The sequence below is a fragment of the Aeromonas sp. AE23HZ002T15 genome, assembly GCF_054165525.2.
In genome coordinates, this window is record NZ_CM201342.1 from 4,237,830 (window position 1) to 4,256,188 (window position 18,359).

Annotated in this window: 23 protein-coding genes and 1 pseudogene; 7 read left to right on the top strand and 17 right to left on the bottom strand. The window is 62.9% G+C overall.

Features of this window, described 5'->3' with window-relative positions; genetic code table 11:
- The first annotated feature begins 67 nt into the window (after window positions 1–67).
- On the top strand, window positions 68–907 hold the full coding sequence (locus ACT5M9_RS19835; protein WP_457980593.1) for a LysR family transcriptional regulator: 840 nt from the start codon (window positions 68–70) through the stop codon (window positions 905–907).
- Window positions 908–920: 13 nt separating this feature from the next.
- Here the strand turns inward: ACT5M9_RS19835 and ACT5M9_RS19840 are convergent, their stop codons facing one another.
- The 5 genes from ACT5M9_RS19840 to ACT5M9_RS19860 all read right to left on the bottom strand — a co-directional run bounded on the left by ACT5M9_RS19840 (window position 921) and on the right by ACT5M9_RS19860 (window position 3,363).
- The gene (locus ACT5M9_RS19840) at window positions 921–1,388 is read right to left on the bottom strand and encodes a GyrI-like domain-containing protein (RefSeq protein WP_457979442.1); all 468 of its coding nucleotides are present in this window, start codon (window positions 1,386–1,388) and stop codon (window positions 921–923) included.
- Window positions 1,389–1,471: 83 nt separating this feature from the next.
- Window positions 1,472–1,651: a pleiotropic regulatory protein RsmS gene (rsmS, locus tag ACT5M9_RS19845; protein ID WP_457979440.1), complete on the bottom strand. Its 180-nt coding sequence runs from the start codon at window positions 1,649–1,651 to the stop codon at window positions 1,472–1,474.
- Between the two features lie 70 nt (window positions 1,652–1,721).
- Window positions 1,722–2,192, bottom strand: coding sequence for an acyl-CoA thioesterase (locus ACT5M9_RS19850; protein ID WP_438549847.1), 471 nt, complete (start codon window positions 2,190–2,192; stop codon window positions 1,722–1,724).
- Between the two features lie 20 nt (window positions 2,193–2,212).
- Entirely contained in the window at window positions 2,213–2,515 is a 303-nt protein-coding gene (locus ACT5M9_RS19855; RefSeq protein ID WP_457979438.1) for a hypothetical protein, read from the bottom strand.
- Entirely contained in the window at window positions 2,512–3,363 is an 852-nt protein-coding gene (locus tag ACT5M9_RS19860) for a DMT family transporter (RefSeq protein ID WP_457979436.1), read from the bottom strand. Before ACT5M9_RS19860 ends, ACT5M9_RS19855 begins: the two co-directional genes overlap by 4 nt.
- A gap of 62 nt (window positions 3,364–3,425) precedes the next feature.
- On the opposite strand from ACT5M9_RS19860, the gene ACT5M9_RS19865 reads away from it, so the two are divergent.
- Window positions 3,426–4,076 (top strand): tellurite resistance TerB family protein, encoded by a 651-nt coding sequence (locus ACT5M9_RS19865; RefSeq protein WP_457979434.1) that lies wholly within the window; start codon window positions 3,426–3,428, stop codon window positions 4,074–4,076.
- Window positions 4,077–4,218: 142 nt separating this feature from the next.
- Window positions 4,219–4,677 (top strand): GNAT family N-acetyltransferase, encoded by a 459-nt coding sequence (locus tag ACT5M9_RS19870; RefSeq protein ID WP_457979433.1) that lies wholly within the window; start codon window positions 4,219–4,221, stop codon window positions 4,675–4,677.
- A 74-nt stretch (window positions 4,678–4,751) separates the two neighbouring features.
- Here ACT5M9_RS19870 and ACT5M9_RS19875 read toward each other — a convergent pair whose 3' ends face one another.
- The 5 genes from ACT5M9_RS19875 to ACT5M9_RS19895 form a co-directional block, all read right to left on the bottom strand.
- The gene (locus tag ACT5M9_RS19875) at window positions 4,752–5,459 is read right to left on the bottom strand and encodes a hypothetical protein (RefSeq protein ID WP_457979431.1); all 708 of its coding nucleotides are present in this window, start codon (window positions 5,457–5,459) and stop codon (window positions 4,752–4,754) included.
- Complete coding sequence (locus ACT5M9_RS19880; protein WP_457979429.1) at window positions 5,444–5,962, bottom strand: RNA polymerase sigma factor; 519 nt, start codon at window positions 5,960–5,962, stop codon at window positions 5,444–5,446. Before ACT5M9_RS19880 ends, ACT5M9_RS19875 begins: the two co-directional genes overlap by 16 nt.
- A 7-nt stretch (window positions 5,963–5,969) precedes the next feature.
- A complete protein-coding gene (locus tag ACT5M9_RS19885; RefSeq protein ID WP_457979427.1) occupies window positions 5,970–6,389 on the bottom strand; it encodes a COG4315 family predicted lipoprotein in 420 nt (139 codons plus the stop codon).
- A 15-nt stretch (window positions 6,390–6,404) separates the two neighbouring features.
- Window positions 6,405–7,223, bottom strand: a complete 819-nt coding sequence (locus ACT5M9_RS19890) for a substrate-binding domain-containing protein (protein ID WP_457979425.1) — start codon at window positions 7,221–7,223, stop codon at window positions 6,405–6,407.
- 105 nt (window positions 7,224–7,328) lie between these two features.
- Complete coding sequence (locus ACT5M9_RS19895; RefSeq protein WP_457979424.1) at window positions 7,329–8,753, bottom strand: aminotransferase-like domain-containing protein; 1,425 nt, start codon at window positions 8,751–8,753, stop codon at window positions 7,329–7,331.
- 120 nt (window positions 8,754–8,873) lie between these two features.
- On the opposite strand from ACT5M9_RS19895, the gene ACT5M9_RS19900 reads away from it, so the two are divergent.
- Genes ACT5M9_RS19900 through cydX form a run of 3 tightly spaced genes read left to right on the top strand, consistent with a single transcriptional unit; the run spans window position 8,874 to window position 11,710 of the window.
- Window positions 8,874–10,445 carry a cytochrome ubiquinol oxidase subunit I gene (locus ACT5M9_RS19900; protein WP_457979422.1) on the top strand — a complete coding sequence of 524 codons (1,572 nt, stop codon included), beginning with the start codon at window positions 8,874–8,876 and terminating at the stop codon, window positions 10,443–10,445.
- A complete protein-coding gene (cydB, locus tag ACT5M9_RS19905) occupies window positions 10,445–11,572 on the top strand; it encodes a cytochrome d ubiquinol oxidase subunit II (RefSeq protein WP_457979421.1) in 1,128 nt (375 codons plus the stop codon). The genes ACT5M9_RS19900 and cydB overlap by 1 nt, the downstream gene beginning before the upstream one ends.
- A 24-nt stretch (window positions 11,573–11,596) precedes the next feature.
- Window positions 11,597–11,710, top strand: coding sequence for a cytochrome bd-I oxidase subunit CydX (gene cydX / locus ACT5M9_RS19910; RefSeq protein ID WP_005310033.1), 114 nt, complete (start codon window positions 11,597–11,599; stop codon window positions 11,708–11,710).
- 63 nt (window positions 11,711–11,773) lie between these two features.
- Here cydX and ACT5M9_RS19915 read toward each other — a convergent pair whose 3' ends face one another.
- The 7 genes and pseudogenes from ACT5M9_RS19915 to ACT5M9_RS19945 form a co-directional block, all read right to left on the bottom strand.
- Window positions 11,774–12,952: an MFS transporter gene (locus ACT5M9_RS19915; RefSeq protein WP_457979418.1), complete on the bottom strand. Its 1,179-nt coding sequence runs from the start codon at window positions 12,950–12,952 to the stop codon at window positions 11,774–11,776.
- 340 nt (window positions 12,953–13,292) lie between these two features.
- On the bottom strand, window positions 13,293–14,096 hold the full coding sequence (gene dkgB / locus ACT5M9_RS19920; RefSeq protein WP_457979416.1) for a 2,5-didehydrogluconate reductase DkgB: 804 nt from the start codon (window positions 14,094–14,096) through the stop codon (window positions 13,293–13,295).
- A gap of 110 nt (window positions 14,097–14,206) precedes the next feature.
- Window positions 14,207–14,480 (bottom strand): annotated as a pseudogene (locus ACT5M9_RS19925) (putative quinol monooxygenase).
- Window positions 14,481–14,595: 115 nt separating this feature from the next.
- Window positions 14,596–15,234 carry a HEPN domain-containing protein gene (locus tag ACT5M9_RS19930; RefSeq protein ID WP_408819997.1) on the bottom strand — a complete coding sequence of 213 codons (639 nt, stop codon included), beginning with the start codon at window positions 15,232–15,234 and terminating at the stop codon, window positions 14,596–14,598.
- Between the two features lie 43 nt (window positions 15,235–15,277).
- Window positions 15,278–15,640, bottom strand: coding sequence for a VOC family protein (locus ACT5M9_RS19935; RefSeq protein WP_457979414.1), 363 nt, complete (start codon window positions 15,638–15,640; stop codon window positions 15,278–15,280).
- A gap of 46 nt (window positions 15,641–15,686) precedes the next feature.
- Entirely contained in the window at window positions 15,687–16,073 is a 387-nt protein-coding gene (locus tag ACT5M9_RS19940; protein WP_457979412.1) for a DUF6404 family protein, read from the bottom strand.
- Window positions 16,074–16,303: 230 nt separating this feature from the next.
- Complete coding sequence (locus tag ACT5M9_RS19945; RefSeq protein ID WP_226044456.1) at window positions 16,304–16,651, bottom strand: GFA family protein; 348 nt, start codon at window positions 16,649–16,651, stop codon at window positions 16,304–16,306.
- A gap of 195 nt (window positions 16,652–16,846) precedes the next feature.
- On the opposite strand from ACT5M9_RS19945, the gene ACT5M9_RS19950 reads away from it, so the two are divergent.
- The gene (locus ACT5M9_RS19950; protein ID WP_457979410.1) at window positions 16,847–18,328 is read left to right on the top strand and encodes a DUF1254 domain-containing protein; all 1,482 of its coding nucleotides are present in this window, start codon (window positions 16,847–16,849) and stop codon (window positions 18,326–18,328) included.
- The last annotated feature ends 31 nt before the right edge of the window (window positions 18,329–18,359 follow it).

Consider the following 18,359-nt stretch of genomic DNA (forward strand, 5'->3'; position numbering starts at 1 on the left):
GAAATTAAATGATAGAATGACTATCAGTGATTTCATAAATGGATATTGAGGCCAAATGGAGAGACCCATCCTGGATCCCCAGCTGCTGCGCAGCTTTGTCGCCATCGTCGAGAGCGGCAGTTTCACCCGGGCTGGTGAGCGGGTGCACCTGACCCAGTCCACCATCAGCCAGCAGATGCGGCGCCTCGAAGAGCAGCTCGGCTGCCCCCTGCTCGACCGCAGCGGCCGCACCGTGGTGACCACGGTGGCCGGGGAGAAGCTGCTCGGGCTGGCACGGCGCATTCTGGCGCTGCTGGAGGAGGCCCGGGACAGGATAAGCGAGGCGAGTCTGCCTCTTCGCCTCGGGGTGCCGGAGGACTTTGCCGCCGGCGCCATGGCCCCTGTGCTGGCGGCCTTCGCCCGCGACTATCCCCTGGTGCGACTGGAGGTGCGCAGCGGCCTCAGTCACGAGATCTGGCGGGACTTCAAGGCCGGCGAGCTGGATCTCGCCCTGGTCAAGCAGGGGCGTGGGCAGGGGGATCCCGTCGCCCGCTGGCGCGAGCCGCTGGCCTGGGTCGACAGCCGCGACTGGCCCGCCCGTGAGCGGGATCCTGTGCCCCTGGTGGTGTTCCCGAGCGAGGGGCTCTACCGGCGGCAGATGACGGAGGCGCTGGATGAGCGGGGGCTGCGCTGGCGCATCGCCTACGTCAGCGCCAGCCTCGCCAGCCTGCAGGGGGCGGTGAGCGCCGGCATAGGGGTCAGCCTGTTGCCGAGTCGACTCGTGCAGGGGGATCAGGTCGAGCTGACAGACTGGCCCCCCATGGGGGCGGTGGAGCTGGCCCTGCACCTTGGGGGCGAGGGGGAGGCCCTTCACAGCCTGAGCCAGGCCCTCATAACCCTGTGCGACGAGGTGATGGGGCCGCGCTGATCCCGAGCGGGGATCAGGCGATGGCCTGTTTGGGCAAGACGGCGAGCCAGACTTCCACCTCGCCGCTGCCGGTTTGGGCGTCAAACTCGGGGCCGTAGCGCTCGAAATCCGGCTTGTGGGCGGAGCCGTAATCGGATTGCACGAGCCAGTCCAGCGCCTCCTGCCAGGTCCGGGGCAGGGTAGATACCTGGCCCTGATGCAGGAAGACGGCGTAAGTCTGGGGAGTGATGCGCATCCGGCCCAGGGTGGGGGGCAGGACTTCCAGGGCGCTCACTTCCACCGCGCACATGTATTCACAGCCGCTCTCGTCGGCGCCGCAGATGACACCGTAGGCGTGCTCACCGAGCTGGCCCGGCAGCGGGCCCAAGGCGCCGAAGTCCCGCCACTGGCCGCCGAAATCTCCCTGTGCGAACAAGTGGTGACGACGCAGGCCCCCCAGCAACATGGGCCGACCCTGCTCGAATCGAATGGGTGCTGTCATGACGTCTCCTCTCTGCCGGTTGGATAAATGAGGCCTGCCTTTTTCGGCCACCAGCGCGGCCTGCTCAGCCTTGCACTTTCCCCTCAGTCGGGGTCAGTGCCGTCTGCTTGGGTGTGCGCCGCCTGCTGGAGCTTGCGCTCATAGTCTCTTTGTACTATGGCGAGCGCCGCCAGGGCCAGGGCCGGTTCTATCTCGTTGGTCTCAAGCAGTTCGATAAGATCCACCGCGAGTTTGATCTCGGGGGGGGCATTTTCCAGTGACATCTCTTCTCCACGTCTCGTCTGATCCTGGCGGCCAGTATACAGGGCCGCGCCCGGGTTGAGGGGCTCGACCTCACAGATGTTGGCGCATCTCCTTGTCTATCTCCTCGCGCAGGGCCATGAGCTTCAAGGCGTACTGCTGCAACTGCAGATCCCCCTCGCTCACCGGCTGCCACTGGGGCACCTTGCCCGGTTTGCCGTGCTCGTCCATGGCGACGAAGATGATGATGCAGTGGGTGGTCTTGTGGCGATCCCGACTGGTCGGGTGGCGGCTGTAGACATCCACCGCCAGGTGCATGCTGGTGGTGCCGGTGTGGATCACCTGGGCGTGCACCTCCACCAACTGGCCTATCTGGATGGGGCGCAGGAAGCGGATGCCCCCCACGTAGACGGTGACGGCGTAGCCACCACACCAGCCAGCGGCGCAGGCGTAGCCCGCCTGATCGATCCACTTCATCACCATGCCGCCGTGCACCTTGCCGCCGAAGTTGACGTCGGCGGGCTCGGCCAGGAACTGCAGGGTCAGCTCGCGGGGTGGGGTCATGCTCTCTCCTTGTCTTCGGCTCATTGCCGGTTGCTCTTGCGGTAAGCCTCGGCCTGCTGGCAGGGGGCCAGGGGCGACACATAGGGGCGCTCGTTGCCGGTGCGCTGGCCGACGCTGGCGTATTGCTGCTGACATCGGTTCGCCTTGCCCCCCGCCCTGACGCAGGCATCGATGAGTTGCTGCTTGTCCTGCACCGTCTGCTGTTGGCGGGCGTTGATACAGGCTCTGTCCAGTCCGGCCTGATGGGTCTGTTTGTCCGGATTGGCGGCGAGCAGGCCGCCGCAGAGGGTGCAACCGAGCAGCAGTATGACCATCTTTATCATGATTTGTCTCCTTGCGGGGGGCGCCCCGCTATGACCAGGGCTATCCCCCCGAGTATGCCGAGGGACGACAGCAACAGCCGCCATGAGCCTGACTCATCGAGCCAGATCAGTCCGGCCAGGATGGCGAGGGGAGGCACCAGTAGTTGAACGCTGGCGGCCAGGGTGCGGCCGAGGTGGGGCAGCACCCCATACCAGAGGGCGTAGCCGAGGCCGGAGGCGAGTCCCCCCGAGGCCAGGGCGTAGCCAATGGCGGCCGGGCTGGCGTCGAGATGCCCCAGCAACAGGTAGATCAGGGCCGCAGGCAGGCTGGCCATCAGGAAGTGGCCCGCATTGGCGGCGAGGGCATCGCTAAAGCGCGGCCCGCGCAGGGTATAACAGGCCCAGGCTATGCCTGCGGCTATCATGAGTACGGCCCCCAGGGGATCCGGTGCCTGGATGCCGGGCAGCAGCAGGCATACCAGACCCGCCATGGCGAGCAGCAGGCCGGCCAACTGGCGAGGGGGAAGCCGTTCGCCCCGGAGCAGGGGCGGGGCCAGCATGCTGAGTTGGACGGCGGCGAACAGCAGCAAGGCCCCGGTGCCTGCGGTCAGGGTCAGGTAGGCAAAGGAGAAGGCGGCGGCGTAGGTGATGAGGCAGAGGGCGCCGCCCCAGTCCCCCTGGCGGGGCGGTGGGGGACGGCGGGCCGAGCAGAGCAGGATCAGCACCAGGGCCCCGCTAGTCAGGCGCAGCAGGGTGAACAGCGCCGGATCCATGCGCTCTTCAAACAGCGCCAGGCGGCAGAGCACAGAGTTGGCGGCGAACGCCATCAGGGTCAGCAGGGTCAGCAGCAACAGGCGGGGCAGCGGCATTTATTCACCTTGAGTTCAGTGGCGGCGAACCAGCATAAAGCACTATGCAATGAGGAGGGCCTATGAAACAAATACTCGATCAACTGCTTGGCGCCGGCAAGGGCTGGCTCAACGACGGCGGTGACAGCCGCAAGGCCCAGATGAAGGGCATGGCGCAGGGCGGTCTGGCAGCCGGGGCCATGGCCTTGCTGCTCGGCAACAAGAAGGTGCGCAAGTATGGCGGCAAGGTGGCGGCGGTGGGCGGCGCGGCAGCCCTCGGCGGTCTCGCCTACAAGCTCTATCAGGATTGGCAGAGTCAGCAGGGCGGCGCGGCCCAACCTGCCCAGCCCCTCGATACCCTGCAGGGGCAGGCGCTGGACGCCCGCTCGACCCTGCTGGTACGTGCCATGGTGGCGGCGGCCCGGGCCGACGGCCACATAGACGCGGCCGAGCGCCAGAAGATCCAGGATTATCTGGCCGAGCAGGGGCAAAGTGACGCGGCGCGCTGGATTGATGCCGAGCTGGCCCGCCCGCTGGCCCCCCAGGCCCTGGCGCGGGAGGTCACCGACATGGAGCAGGCCACCGAGGTCTACCTCGCCTCCCTGCTCGCCATCGAGGTAGATCACTTCATGGAGCGCGGCTATCTCGATGAGCTGGCAAAGGCTCTCAAGCTCGATGACAACCTCAGGGGCAGCATAGAGAAGCAGGTTGCCCAGCTGGGGGCGCCGAGCTGATCCGCACGTTTGTACTGGATGAAAAGGCCCCGTCATGGGGCTTTTTTATTGCCCGCTTATCCCATTAAGATGCTTCTTTCTCACCCAAGTGGTGACGAATGACGCTTTTTATATCGGAAACCGAGAGAGCAAGGATCACCCGTTGGAGATACGCAAGGCAACCGAGCAGGATATCGACGCCATCCTCGAGCTGAACAGGCAGATAGGGCTGATCCACTTCGAGCAGGCTCCCGAGGTGTTCTGTCCACCTTCCCCCGAGGAGCGCGGCTTCCTGCTCGGCGCCATCGGCGCCGAGGGGCGACTGTTCTGTGTGGCGGTGGACGAGGGGCGGGTGCTGGGGTTTCTGACCGCCCGCATTGACATCAACGAGTCAGTCCCCTTCCTCAGCAAGCTCCCCATCTGCCGCATCGGCTCCGTGGTGGTGGATGAGGGTCATCGCTCCCTCGGCATCGGCAAGGCCTTGATCGCCCACTGCGATGAGTGGGCCAGGGCCCGGGATGCAAACCAGATCCGGCTGGAGGTGATGTCATTCAATGAGAGGGCCAAGTCGCTTTACGAGTCTCTGGGCTTTACCCGCCAGTCTGAGATCTACGCCCGATAAGTCGGGGAACAGCGCTAACAACAAGGCCCCGTGATGGGGCCTTGCTGTTGCTGACGTAGGGGCTGCGCTCGCGCTCAGCTCTGTGCCGGCCAGGAGCCGAGCTCGATGCAGTGGCCGCGATAGAGGGGGCGCTCGCTCCCCTTGTCCATCACCAGCAGTTCGCTGCTCTCCTTGAGCTGCTTCCACTCGGTGGGGGTCATCAAGCGGCCGGCGATCACCTCTGCCAGCGGCGCCAGGGGCACCAGCCTGGCCGATTCCCGGTCGCGCATCCAGAGCATGGCGTCGGCGGGCAGGCGCAGCGGGCTCGCCTGATTCTGCTGCAGGCGGATGCTGGACTGGCCCGGTTTGTCACCCTGATAGGCGACCAGCACGAAGGGGGTCTCTTCGCCCCCAGAAGACATCATGGCCAGGTAACTTACCGGCTGGATGGGGGCTGGGGCTTGCCAGGGCAGCAGGGGTTGCAGCCACAGACCGAGCAACAGGGAGGCGGCCATGGCGAGCGGCCACCACAGGCGGTTTGGCCTGGGTTTGGGGGAGATCCCTTGCTCTATCCTGCGCCAGGTGTTGCGGGGTAAGGGTGGCGCGGACTGGCCGTTGTGCATGATGGGGTCCAGATGCTGTTGCCACTGTTCCACCCACTGCCACCAGTCGGGGTCGCGGGCCATCAGGGCGTCGAGCCTGGCCCGGACCCGGGGGCTCTGAGTGCCCAGCACGTATTCGCCGGCGAGCCGCTCGCGCAGGACGGGGTCCCGGTAGCGTTTGGGGGTCATTGGGTCAGGCATAGCTTGAGCTCCTCCAGTCCGCGCCGGATCCAGGACTTGACGGTGCCAAGCGGCGTCTGGGTGTGGCTGACGATCTCCTGATGGCTCAGCCCGTGGCGATAGGCCAGCACGATGGCGTTGCGCTTGTCGGCGGAGAGTTGCTCGAGACAGCGCTCGAGGGAGAAAGAGGGGGGCAGGCCCCCCTCGCTGTGCCCAGCCAATCCCTCATCCCAGGGCACCTCCCCGTGGCGAGCCCTGGCCCGCAAGGCATCGATGGCCAGATTGCGCATGCACTGGCAGAGCCAGGCCCAGGGGTAATCGACGGGATAGGCGCTCTGGCCGTGCCAGATCTTCAGAAAGCCCTCCTGCAATATGTCCGCGGCCCACTGCTTGTCTTTGAGCAGGCCATAGAGCATGGCGTACAGGGGCTGACCCGTCAGCTGGTAAAGCGCCTCGAAGGATTGCTTGTCCCTGAGCCGGCAGCGCGCCAGCAGGTGGGAGAGTTGCTGGTTGTCGATATTCACTCAGACCTCATAACTGGACACGGTGCCAGACGTTTTTCACCCCGTCGCCGCTGCTCTGGCCGGGCTGCTCATCCTTGATCCAGCGATAGAGGGGCTGGCCAAGGTAGCTCCACTGGGATTGGCCGTCGTCTCTCAGGATCAGGCCAAAACCGGCATCCGCCCCCTTGCCAAGGCCCGCCTCGATCTGCTGCGCACTGGCAAGGGCGGGGGGCCACTTCTCGGCGCACTCAGCATAACAGTTTGATTTTCCTTGGGCATCCTTGTCGAAGCGGTAGAGACTGAAGCCCTTGGCATCGACCAGATAGGCCTTGCCGTTCTCTGTCATCCAGGCGAGGGGCAGCTGTTCGGCGCCGGGGACGGGCTGCATATCCATGGCCCAGAGGGAGCCGAGTGGCAGCAGGGTGAGGGCGATCAGGGTCTTTTTCATGGGTCTCTCCTTGGGTTAACGGGTCCAGCCGTCCTGGGTGAAGAAGGGCTCCCCCTTGGGGCTGTCGATGAAGTCGATAAACTGCCGGGTGCTGGCATCCGCCCCCTGCGCCTTGCTGATCAGCAGGCCGCGATAGATGCGGCGCTCCGGCTCGATCTCGACGAAATCGGCCTTGTCCTTGTGGTCCAGGGGCCAGTGCACCCAGGTGATCCAAGCATCGGCCTGCTGGCCGGTGAAGGCTCGCAGGCTAGCGCCGCTACCCTGGGCGAAGGCGATGATGTTGCCTCTGAGCTTCTGTACATCGGCCAGGGATCCCTTGCGCCCGGCGATGTCTTCCCAAAGGCCTGTGCCCGAGGTGTTGTAGTTGCCGAGCCCCTCGGTCACCACCACCTTGAGGGGGCGGTTGATGAGATCCGCCATGCCGCGGATCCCGGCCGGGTTGCCCTTCTGCACCGCGATGACGCTGCGGCGCAGGTAGTGGGCGTGGGTGCTTTGGGGATCGAGGAAGGGGTAGCTCTGCAGGTAGGCGGACATGGATTGCTCGGCGCCGGCGAAGATGAGATCCGCATCCCTGACGGCCCTGTCGCGCCAGCTGGATTCCGGGCCTGCGATAACCTCGACCGGGATCCCTGTCTCCTGCTGGAAAGCCGCGGCGGCGCGCTTCAATGCGCTGTCGGGCCCGCCAGGGCCATAGAGGCGGATCACGCCGTCATTGGCCTGATGAATAGCGTCGGTCTGGGGGGACGCGCCAGCCTGTTGGGCAAGAGGGGCGGCCTGCAGCGGCTGAACAAGGGCCGAGCAGAGCAGGGTGAGCCAGAGGGGGTGGGATTTCATCGTCTCTCCTTGAGTGAGGTTCAAGCAAGAGACGACGATGGGAGGCGATTGGATGCAGCCCCGGAAAAATAAAGTGAGAAAAGGGGCTGCGACTGCCTCAGGGGCTCAACGCAACGAGGGTTTGTCCAACTGCTGCCGGATAAGCTCCGCCAACTGGCTGAGGGCGGCCTCCAGCGCCGGACTCCAGGGATGGGAGCTGTTCAGGCGCAGGCAGTGATTGTGCTGGCCCTGACTGGAAAACAGGGCCCCGGGCGCCAGGGAAAAGCCGCAGGTGAGCGCCTGGGCGTGCAGGGCGCGGCTGTCGAGGCGCTCGTCAAATTCGAGCCAGAGGAAGTAGCCGCCATCGGGGGAGGAGATGCGCACATCCAGGGGCAAGAGGCGCAGCAGGGCGGCCCGCATCTGCTGCTGGCGCTGGGCCAGGGTGTGGCGCAATCGCCGAAAATGGGCATCCACCCCGCCCTGGCGCAGCATGTCGGCGAGCGCCAGCTGGCTCGGCACATTGGTGGACAGGGTCGACATCAGTTGCAGCCGCTGGATGCGCTCGGCATGGGGGCCCGCCACCACCCAGCCGACTCGAAAGCCCGGCGCCAGGCATTTGGAAAATGAGCTGCACAGCAGGCTGTCCCCCCGCGAGTCCCAATGCTTGAGCGGGCGCGGTCGCTCGCGGCCAAAATAGATCTCCGCATAGACGTCGTCCTCCACCAAAGGCACCCGGTGGGCGTTGAGCAACAGCATCAGCGCCTCCTTGTGGCCATCCGGCATGGTATGGCCGAGCGGATGCTGGACGTTGCCCATCAGCCAGCACGCCTTGATGGGGCGCTGGGCGAGGGCCTGTGCCAACAGCGCGAGATCGATGCCGACCCCGGGGATCACGGGGATCTCCACCGCCTTGAGCTGCAGACGCTCTATGGCCTGCAGGGCGCCGTAGAAGGTGGGGGACTCCACCACCACCCAGTCTCCCGGCTCGGTCAGCACCTGCAGGCTGAGGGAGAGCGCCTCCATGGCCCCTGTGGTGATGATGATCTGCTGGGGGTCGACCAGCAGGCCGTCGTCCGCATAGCGGCGAGCGATGGCCCGGCGCAACGTCTCGTTGCCGGGGGGGAGGTCTGCCACCGTGCTGAAGGGATCGAGCCGGCGCATGCAGCTGCCCAGCGCCCGGCCGAGCTGGGGGTGGGGGAAGAGGGCGGGATCCGCCACCGCCATGCCGAGCGGCACCAGATCCCGGGACTTGCTCGCCTGCAGCACCTCGAACACCAGATCGTTGATGTCCACAGAACCGCTGTAGTGCGCCTGCTGGGGAGCGCTGATGCGCTGGGGGGAGGCGGCGGCCTTGACGTAGTAACCGGACTGGGGCCGCGCCAGCACCAGGCCGCGGCTCTCCAGCAGCTGATAGGCTTGCAGCACCGTCATGGGGCTCAAATGATGGGTCTTGCAGCTCTGGCGGATGGAAGGGATGCGCTCCCCCGGCCGCCAGACGCCGCTCTCTATCTGCTGCTGCAGCTGATCTGCCAGTTGGCCGTAGCGGGACATGATGGGCTCAAACTGTTATAGGTGTATTTAACTATAACTGCATCTGTTATAGGTGTCATGGCACGTGTTGTACTTAACGGGCGAAAACCTGTCTGTTAAATGCAACATAGAGAGTCATGCATGATAAGCCTGGATGATGTGGTCAGCCTCTCCCGAATACAGTTCGGCGCGACGGCGATGTTCCACTTTCTGTTTGTACCCCTCACCCTGGGGCTGTCCTGGATCCTGGTGATTGCCGAGTCGGCCTACGTGATGACCGGCAAGGTGATCTACAAGGACATCACCCGCTTCTGGGGCAAGTTGTTCGGCATCAACTTCGTGATGGGGGTGACCACCGGGATCACCCTGGAGTTCCAGTTCGGGACCAACTGGGCCTACTACTCCCACTACGTCGGCGACATCTTCGGCACCCCGCTGGCGGTAGAGGGGCTGATGGCCTTCTTCCTCGAGTCCACCCTGGTGGGGCTCTTCTTCTTCGGCTGGGACAAGCTCTCCCGCGGTCAGCACCTGCTGGTGACCATGCTGGTGGCGCTCGGCTCCAACCTCTCCGCGCTCTGGATCCTCATCGCCAACGGCTGGATGCAGAACCCGGTCGGTGCCGAGTTCAACCCCATGACGATGCGCATGGAGCTGGTGGACGTGGCCGCTGTCATCTTCAACCCGGTCGCCCAGGTCAAGTTCGTGCACACGGTGGCGGCGGGCTATGTGGCCGCCTCCCTGTTCGTGATGGGGGTGAGCAGCTGGTATCTGCTGCGCCGCATGGAGGTACGCTTCGCCCTGCGATCCTTCGCCATCGCCTCGGGCTTTGGTCTGGCCGCCATCCTCTCGGTCATAGTACTGGGTGACGAGTCTGGCTATCGCACCGGCGAGGTGCAGAAGGTGAAACTTGCCGCCATCGAGGCGGAGTGGCACACCGAGCCGGCCCCTGCCTCCTTCACCCTGTTCGGCCTGCCGGATCAGAGCGCCGAGACCACCCACGCCGCGGTCAAGATCCCCTATCTGATGGGCATCATCGCCACCCGCTCTCTCGATGAGCAGGTGACGGGCCTGAAAGATCTCAAGGCCGAGCACGAGGTGCGCATCCGCAGCGGCATGCTGGCCCACGACGCCCTGGAAGCCCTGCGAGCGGATGGTGGCAATGCCGAGGCCAGGGCCACCTTCGAGCGCCACCGCGCCGATCTCGGCTACGGCCTGCTGCTGACCCCCTACGCCAAGGAAATTGGCAAGGCGGACGAGGCGGCCATAGCCCGGGCGGTGGACGACTCCATTCCCCAGGTGGCGCCGCTGTTCTGGAGCTTCCGACTGATGGTGGGCATAGGGGTGGTGTTGCTGCTGCTCTTTACCGCCGCCTTCCTGCAACTGTGCCGGGGCAGGCTGGTGCAATCGACCCGCTTGCTCAAGGCGCTGCTTTGGAGCATACCGCTGCCCTGGGTTGCCATCGAGGCGGGCTGGTTCGTGGCCGAGTTCGGCCGCCAGCCCTGGACCATCAGCGACGTGCTGCCGGTGTCGGCCTCTGTCTCCTTGCTGCAACCGGGCCAACTCTGGTTCAGCCTCATCTCCATCTTCCTCATCTACAGCACGCTGCTGGTGGTGGAGCTGTTCTTGTTGCGTCACGTGATCCGCAAAGGGCCCGCCAGCCTGCAGACGGGTCGTTATCAAGGTGAAGTGTTGAAAAACGGGAGTCCCGTCTGATGGATTACGAAACCCTGAAACTCGTCTGGTGGGGGCTGGTGCTCTTCCTGCTCATCGGCTTCGTGGTGATGGATGGCTTCGATCTTGGGGTCGGCATGCTGTTGCCCGTGGTGGCCAAGAACGATGAGGAGCGGCGGGTGCTACTCAACAGCGTGGGCCCCGTGTGGGAGGGCAACCAGGTGTGGCTCATCGCCGGCGCCGGCACCCTGTTCGCCGCCTGGCCTCTGGTCTATGCCGCCTCCTTCTCGGCGCTCTATGTGCCCTTCATGTTCCTGCTGTTTGGCCTCTTCCTGCGCCCGGTCGGTTTTGACTATCGCAGCAAGCTGCCGGATCCCGTGTGGCGCCGCTGGTGGGACCGGGCCCTGGTGATGGGAGCCCTGCTGCCGACCCTGGTGTTTGGCGCTACCCTGGGCTTCCTGCTGCAAGGCTTGCCGTTTCGCTTCGATTCGGCCCTTCGCATCCACTATGGTGCCTTCGATTTCAACTGGCCCCTGCTCTTCACCTGCATGGGTACGGCGCTGGCCCTGCTGATGCTCCATGGCTGCAGCTTCCTGCAGTGCAAGACCCAAGGGGTGATAGCGGCGCGCTGCGCTCGTCAGAGCCGCTGGCTCGGCCCCCTGGCAAGTAGCCTATTTGCCTTGGGCGGCTTCTGGCTCAGCCAGATGCGCGGCTACCAGATAGCCGAGATTGGGGATCTCAACAGCTCCCTGACCCCCCTGATGAAACAGGTGACGACGGCGCCGGATGGCTGGTTTGGCAACTTCATGGCGCACCCCGTGCTCTGGGCTGTGCCGGCCCTTGGCCTCTTGCTGCCGCTCTTGAGCGCGCTGGCAAGCAGTCTTGGTCGGGCGCGCCTCGCCATCGTCACCAGCGGCGGTGCCTGCGCCGCCATGATGCTGACCATCGCCATCGCCCTGTTCCCCTTCGTGCTGCCCTCGTCCCTGGATCCGTCGAGTAGCCTGACCCTGTGGGACGGCACCTCCAGCGAGCGCACCCTCTTCATCATGCTGGGCATAGTCGCCGTGCTGATGCCCATCAACATCGGCTACACCCTCTGGGTCTACTGGGTGGCGCGGGGCAAGATGAGCACCGAGCAGGTGCGCGAACACGGCCATAGCCTCTACTAACACAGGAATTGAGGAGTCTTCGATATGTGGTATTTCACCTGGATACTGGGGCTGGGGTTTGCGCTGCTGTGCGGCCTGGTCAACCTGCTCTGGCTCGAGGCGCGCTGGGCCGCGGATGAGGATCTCAAGGAGTCTTGAGCCGCACCATCTTGCCAATGAAAAAGGCCGACACTGGGTGTCGGCCTTTTTGTTGCCCGGGGCTTAGGCGATCGCCGGGCGTGCGGCGCGCCGTGCACTGACCTCGCTGATATGGGTGAGACCATAGGCCAGCAACACGATCAGCGCCCCGATCCAGGGGGTGTGCATCAGCCCCAGGTGCTCCACCACGAAACCGCCCACCACAGAACCCAGCGCGATGCCGACGTTGAAGGCGGCGATGTTGAGGCCGGAGGCCACGTCCACGGCGTTGGGGGTGTGGATTTCGGCCTGTTTGACCACCAGCACCTGCAGCCCAGGCACGTTGCCGAACGCGAAGGCGCCCCACACCAGCACGGTGAGCACGGCGAGCACAGGGTGCGGCGCGGTGAAGGTGAGGATGAGCAGCACCAGGGCGAGGCCGGCAAACAACAGCTTCAAGGCGGGCAGTGGGCCCATCTTGTCGGCCAGCTTGCCACCCCAGATGTTGCCGACCGCCACCGATACCCCGTACACCAGCAGGATGAGGCTCACCGCGTTGGCGCCGAAGCCGCTCACCTGCTGCAGGATGGGGGCGAGGAAGGTAAACGCCGTGAAGGCGCCGCCGTAACCGAGCGCCGTCTTGGCATAGACCAGCAGCAGCGGCTTGTGGGTCAGCACCGAGAGCTGTTCACGAATACTGGAGGCCGCCCCCTTGGGCAGGTTATTCGGGATGAGCAGCAGGCTGCCCACCATGGCGATGACCCCGAGCAGGCTGACCACCAGGAAGGTTTCGCGCCAGCCAAACTGCTGACCAATCCAGGTGCCGAGCGGCACGCCGGTCACCAGGGCGACGGTCAGGCCGCTGAACATGATGGCGATGGCGCTCGCCGCCTTCTCCTTGGCCACGAGGCCCGTGGCGATGGTGCTGCCCACCGAGAAGAAGACCCCGTGGGCCAGCCCGGTCAGCACACGGGCGACGATCAGGCTCTCGTAACCGGGGGCCTGCCAGGCGAGCAGGTTGCCGGCGGTGAAGAGCGCCATCAGCCCCACCAATAGCCACTTGCGCGGCAGCTTGCCGGTCAGGGCGGTCAACAGGGGGGCGCCGATGGCGACGCCGAGGGCATAGAGACTGACCAGCAGGCCCGCCGAGGGCAGGGAGACGTGCAGCTGCTCGGCTATGGTGGGAATGAGCCCCACGATGACAAACTCGGTGGTGCCGATCGCAAAGGCACTTAGGGTGAGGGCAAACAACGCCAGTGGCATACAAACTCCTTGAATGGTGACTCCCGACGGGAGAATGGCGGCAGTATGCCCCCGGAGTTTGTTGGCAAAAATGACGATGACATCAAATTACTTTTGATCTATTTGCATCAATGGCAGGGTGACACGGGATGAGTGGCGCGAGGGCCGTTTTAAGGGGACGGCAGTCAGCCTTGCAGGGCGGCGATGGGCTGGGTAGCGTCCTGTGTCAGATGCCTAGTGATGGTGGGGAAGACGAAAAAAAGCGGGAGGCATGATGCCTCCCGCTGGGGTCACAGAAAGGCCCCGGACTGCTGTGTTCTTCCTTCTCCCTTGGCGGGAGAAGGGGCGGGGATGAGGGGGATCAGTCCCAAGTAGGTGCAAAATCCGGATTGGCGCAGCGCTCGCCCCGATCCAGGGTAGCTATCTGTGCCATCTCCTCGCCGCTGAGCTGAACCTCGAGGGCGGCCAGGTTGGCGGCCTGATTCTCCCGCTTGGTGGAGCTCGGGATCACCGTCATGCCCTGGGCCAGCAGCCAGGCCAGCGACACCTGGGCCGGGGAGACGTCGTGGCGTTTGCCGATCTCCAGCAGGAGCGGCTCGGTGAGCACCTTGCCATAGGCGAGCGGCATATAGGCGGTGAGGGCGATGCCCTGCTCCTGGCAGAACTCCACCACCTTGCGGTTTTGCAGCAGGGGGTGAATTTCCACCTGCTGATGGTCAATGGCGCCCGGCCCCAGGATGGCGATGGCCTCTTTGAGCTGAGCCACGGTGAAGTTGGAGACCCCTATCTCCCGGGTCAGGCCCTGGGCCTTCGCCTCGGCCAGCTGCTCCAGGTAGACGGCCATCGGCACCTCATCTTTGGGGGAGGGCCAGTGAATGAGCGTCAGGTCCAGATAGTCGGTACGCAGCTTCTCAAGGCTTACCTTCAGGCTTGGGATCACCTTGCCCGGGCCGAACTCGCTGGTCCACACCTTGGTGGTGAGGTAGATATCCTGGCGGGGGACGCTGGTGCTGGCCAGCACCTGTCCCACCTCGGACTCGTTGTCATAGATCTGGGCTGTGTCGATATGGCGATAGCCGAGCTCAAGGCCGGTGTTCAGGGTGGCGACCAGGGGCTCGCCCTTCAGGCGGAAGGTACCCAAACCGATTGCAGGCATTTTCATCATCAATTTCCTCATGTTCTCTATTTTTACGCTCTTGTGTATCGGGTTTGCCCATCACGCGGGTCGCCATCGTCGGCTGACCCGCTTGATGGGTAGCAAGGTGGTGCAGGGGCTCAGGCCAAGTGATAGCGGCGAACGGCGCTTCTGGCAAACCAGCCCCGGGTCTGGGCCACGAAGGCAATAAAGTGGGGCGTCTGCTGGTGGGCATTAAGAGCCTCTTCGCTCGCCCACTCCTCGTGCAGCATCCAGGCTCTGGTGCAGCTGGTAGCGCAGGCAACCGGCTTCTTGTTGGCTGGCCGCTATAAGCGGTGCCAGGGCTTCCCTGCACCGGGCGGCGAATTTTGGTTTGGCTTCAAGCTGGGCAATCACTATGACGGGGGATGACATCTGAACCTCCTCGCTAAAACGAGGGCCAGTATGCCCGCCCCCCAAAGCGGGAAACAGGGCTGCAGTCGCAAAACACTATTGAGGTGAGCGCAGCAATGAGGAGAAACTACAAAGTTTAAACTCCTTGCTTTTCATCCACAATATTAATGGTGTGAGACATTATTTTTGATGCTACATCAAAAATATCTTTAGCTGTTATTTCATTGTCTTCTGCAATTTCAAATATCTCTGAAGCATCATCTTCTCTGCCTGAGCCAGGATCGGGATAACGACCAGCCCAATACACGAAGTGAGTTAATCCTTGTAAGATGGCCTTATCTTTTCTAGTTAAGTTTGGCACTATTCCAGATAATTCATGTAAGCGATGGTGCCGATTTTTTCGTTCTATTTCTATATAACCATCCACACCGTGTTTGATAACCATCATGGCTTTAAGCGCGACTTCTAAGCTGTACCCAACCAGCATTAAACCTATGGCACAGAATTGGCTATCACATATTCCTCTAAAATGAATTGGCATATTTTCAAATTTAGGCTCTGACTTTATTATTGTAACCGCAGCCTGAGTCAGTGCTTCTGCTTGTGATATCCATAAGATAGGGTTTTTTAATATTTCATTGGTAGGTGGAGTATATGGATCAAAATCTGAATTTGTGACCATTGACTCAATCATACGCCATTGAAGAAATCCCTGAGCGCTATAACTTAAAGGGTCTTTCTTGAATTTGTTTCGGTCTGCTTCCAATCCAAACATAATTAAATTCCTTTGTTTTTCTTGAAAATAAGTTGATATGTCGTCAGGTGCTTTTTTCAGACCAGACAGCAAACTCATTGCCGCTGGGCTCGACGAAGTGGAAGCGACGGCCACCGGGGAAGTCGAACAGCGGGCGAATGATGGTGCCCCCATGCTGGCACACTCTGGCCTGGGTCGCCGCAATGTCGGCGCTGTAGAACACCAGCAGGGCACCGCCCTGAGCGCTCTGGCCGCACAGATCCGCCCGGTAGAAGCCGCCATCCAGCCCTTCCCCCGCAAACGCAGTGTAATCTGGGCCGTAATCCACGAACTGCCAGCCGAAGGTGGCGGTAAAGAAGGCCTTGGTGGCCGCAAGATCCCTGGCGGCAAACTCCACATAGTTCAGTTTTTCATGGGCCTTGGTCATGGCTGCTTCCCTCTGTTGCAAACGATCTGTGATGGCGATCTCGCGCTTATCTGTGCTGCCAGCGCTGCTGGGTCCGTGGCGTGGAGCCGGGCAGTGCCTCCCAGGGGGTCAGCTTGAGCTGCCGGCGGCGCACCCAAAAGACGATGGCCATCAGCAGGCCGACACCGATGGCAAAGAAACTGGTCTGGCGCAGGGCATACCCCATGCTCACCTCATGCTCCCAACCGAAGAACCACATCAACAGACCCCAGATGATGCCCACCGGCAGCCCCAGCACGATCAGGTTGACCATAAAGCGCTCATAGTAGGGTGGTCTGATATTGAGTCCCGCCTTGCGCAGCAGCCAGATGAGCGGTGGGTTGTAGTTGAGCTCCATAACGCCCTTGCAGGCCAGCTCCTTATGGGCGGCGAACAGGCGGTGTTCAAATGGCATAGTACTTCCCTTTCATGACAACAAAGCGGAGCTGGCGACAAGACGCCGGCTCCGAACATCCCTATGTGGGCGTCGATTGTAACCTTGTTGTCGACTCGGATGCTTGCACAAGATCACATCGTCAGTGTGCGGGGTTGGCAGAGTCCGGGGAATGTCGGTGGCAGGAAGGGGGCTTATCGCACGCCTGAGCTCACTGCCCCGATGTGCGAGTTATCTGGCTCAGCACCCGCTCACAGGGCCCGGCCATCGTAGTGCTGCACCGGCAGTGCCTCGGGATCTACCCCTTCCAGGCAGCGGACATTGACGGCGACGATGTGATTGCCCTTGGGATCCACGCCATCGCAGTAGGGGTGGATGCCGCAGACCGGGCAGAAGCGGTGTTTGACCACGTGCTTGTGGAAGGTGTAGGTGCTGGCCGCCTCGTCCGGGGTCAGCAGCGTCAGCTTGGCGCGCGGCAGCATCCACAGCAGGGACCCCTTGCGCTGGCAGATGGAGCAGTTGCAGGCCATGGCCTGGGTCAGCTCCCCTTCAGCTTCAAATGCTATCCTGCCACAGTGGCAGCTTCCCTTGTATCTCATTTCCGCTCTCCTCATTGGCATGGATCCGGCCAGATGGCTCAGGGTCTCATTGTTGCAATCTGTGTATTTTCATTTCGAAAGAAGCATATACGTTAAGTCAATGTTGTGTTGACCACGCACTCAGGAGAGACCATTCTCGTAGGCGGTATCTTGTCATTCCGTTTCCCGCCGCCGACAAAAACACAGGAACTCCTTATGAAACATGGATATCTCGCATCGACGATCCTCATCGCCCTGCTCGGGGCCAGCCCCATGCTGGCGGCGGCAGAGGCCCCCATGTCCCCCCTGATGACCCAGCTGAACAAGGGCAACTGGCTGGATGAGACCGAGGCCAAGTCCCTGAGCGATGAGCTCTATTACCAGGATGCGATTCAGGCCTATCTGGTCTCGTTGCCGCTGATGAACACAATCGGCCTGCGGGACGGCTCAGAGGCAACCTTTGGCAGCGGCTACAACGTGTTGCCGGTGTGGAAGGAGCGCATGGACAGCCGCGCCGTGGTGCCGACCCCGAACGGCGACGTCATCTACTCCATGAGCTATCTGGATCTGAAAAAGACAGGCCCCCTGGTGATCAAGGCGCCGGCCAACGTCATCGGCATGTTCACCGACTTCTTCCAGCAGACCATCACGGACGTGGGGGCCATAGGCCCGGATCGCGCCCGCGGCGGCCTCTACCTCTTGCTGCCGCCGGATTATGAAGGGCCCGTGCCCCAGGGCTATTTCGCGTTCAAATCCTCCACCTACAACGTCTTCCTGTTCTTCCGCACCATCATGGGCAAGGGGGAGGGCAAGCCGGATCCGGCCCCGGCGGTCAAGAATGCGGAGACCACCCGTGTCTACCCCCTATGGGACGTGGAGAAGGATGTCAAACCGATGCAGTTCCCGGATGCTAGCGGTAAGCGGGTCACCATGATGTATCCGACGGACGGGACTTATTGGCAAAAGCTGAAGGCGTTCGTCGATTACGAGCCCCTGACGGCCATTCCGGATCAGACCCGCAGCGCCCTGCTCAGCATCGGCATCGTCAAGGGCAAGCCCTTCAACCCGAGCAAGGAGCAAGAGGCGGCGCTTAAAAAAGCGGTAGAGATGGCGCCCCGCATGATCCTGGCCCGCCGTCAGGTGGGACGCGATGATCAGCGCCAGCTCTACTACCCGAACCGCCAGTGGGAGAACTCCTGGGCGGGGGCCACCGCCGAGTGGATGCAGTATGCCACCCTGGACAAGAACCAGCGCGCCGCCTTCTTCCAGATCGCCTACTCGAGCGCGGCGGCCATGGTGATGCACACCACGGGGGCGGGCTCCAAGTACCCCTATGCGACCAAGGACAAGGACGGCAAACACCTGGATGGTGGCAACACCTACAGGCTGCACCTGCCCGCCAACCCGCCGGCGGCCCTGTTCTGGGCGGTGACCGCCTACAACATCACGGATGGCACCATGCCGGAGACGGATCAGCTGCTGCCCTCCACCAACGGCTATTACGACATTCCGAAGAACCAGGATGGCTCCATCGATCTCTGGTTTGGGCCCAGCAAGCCAAAAGATGTTGCAGACAGTGCCTTCATCAAGACCATCGAAGGACGCAACTTCCTGGTAGCCCTGCGCCTCTATGGCACGGAAGACGGCTTCTATGACCAGACCTGGATCCCGGACGATCTGGTCCAAGTTAACAAGTAAGACTGACCTGCACCCGGCCGCCGTCCTGGTG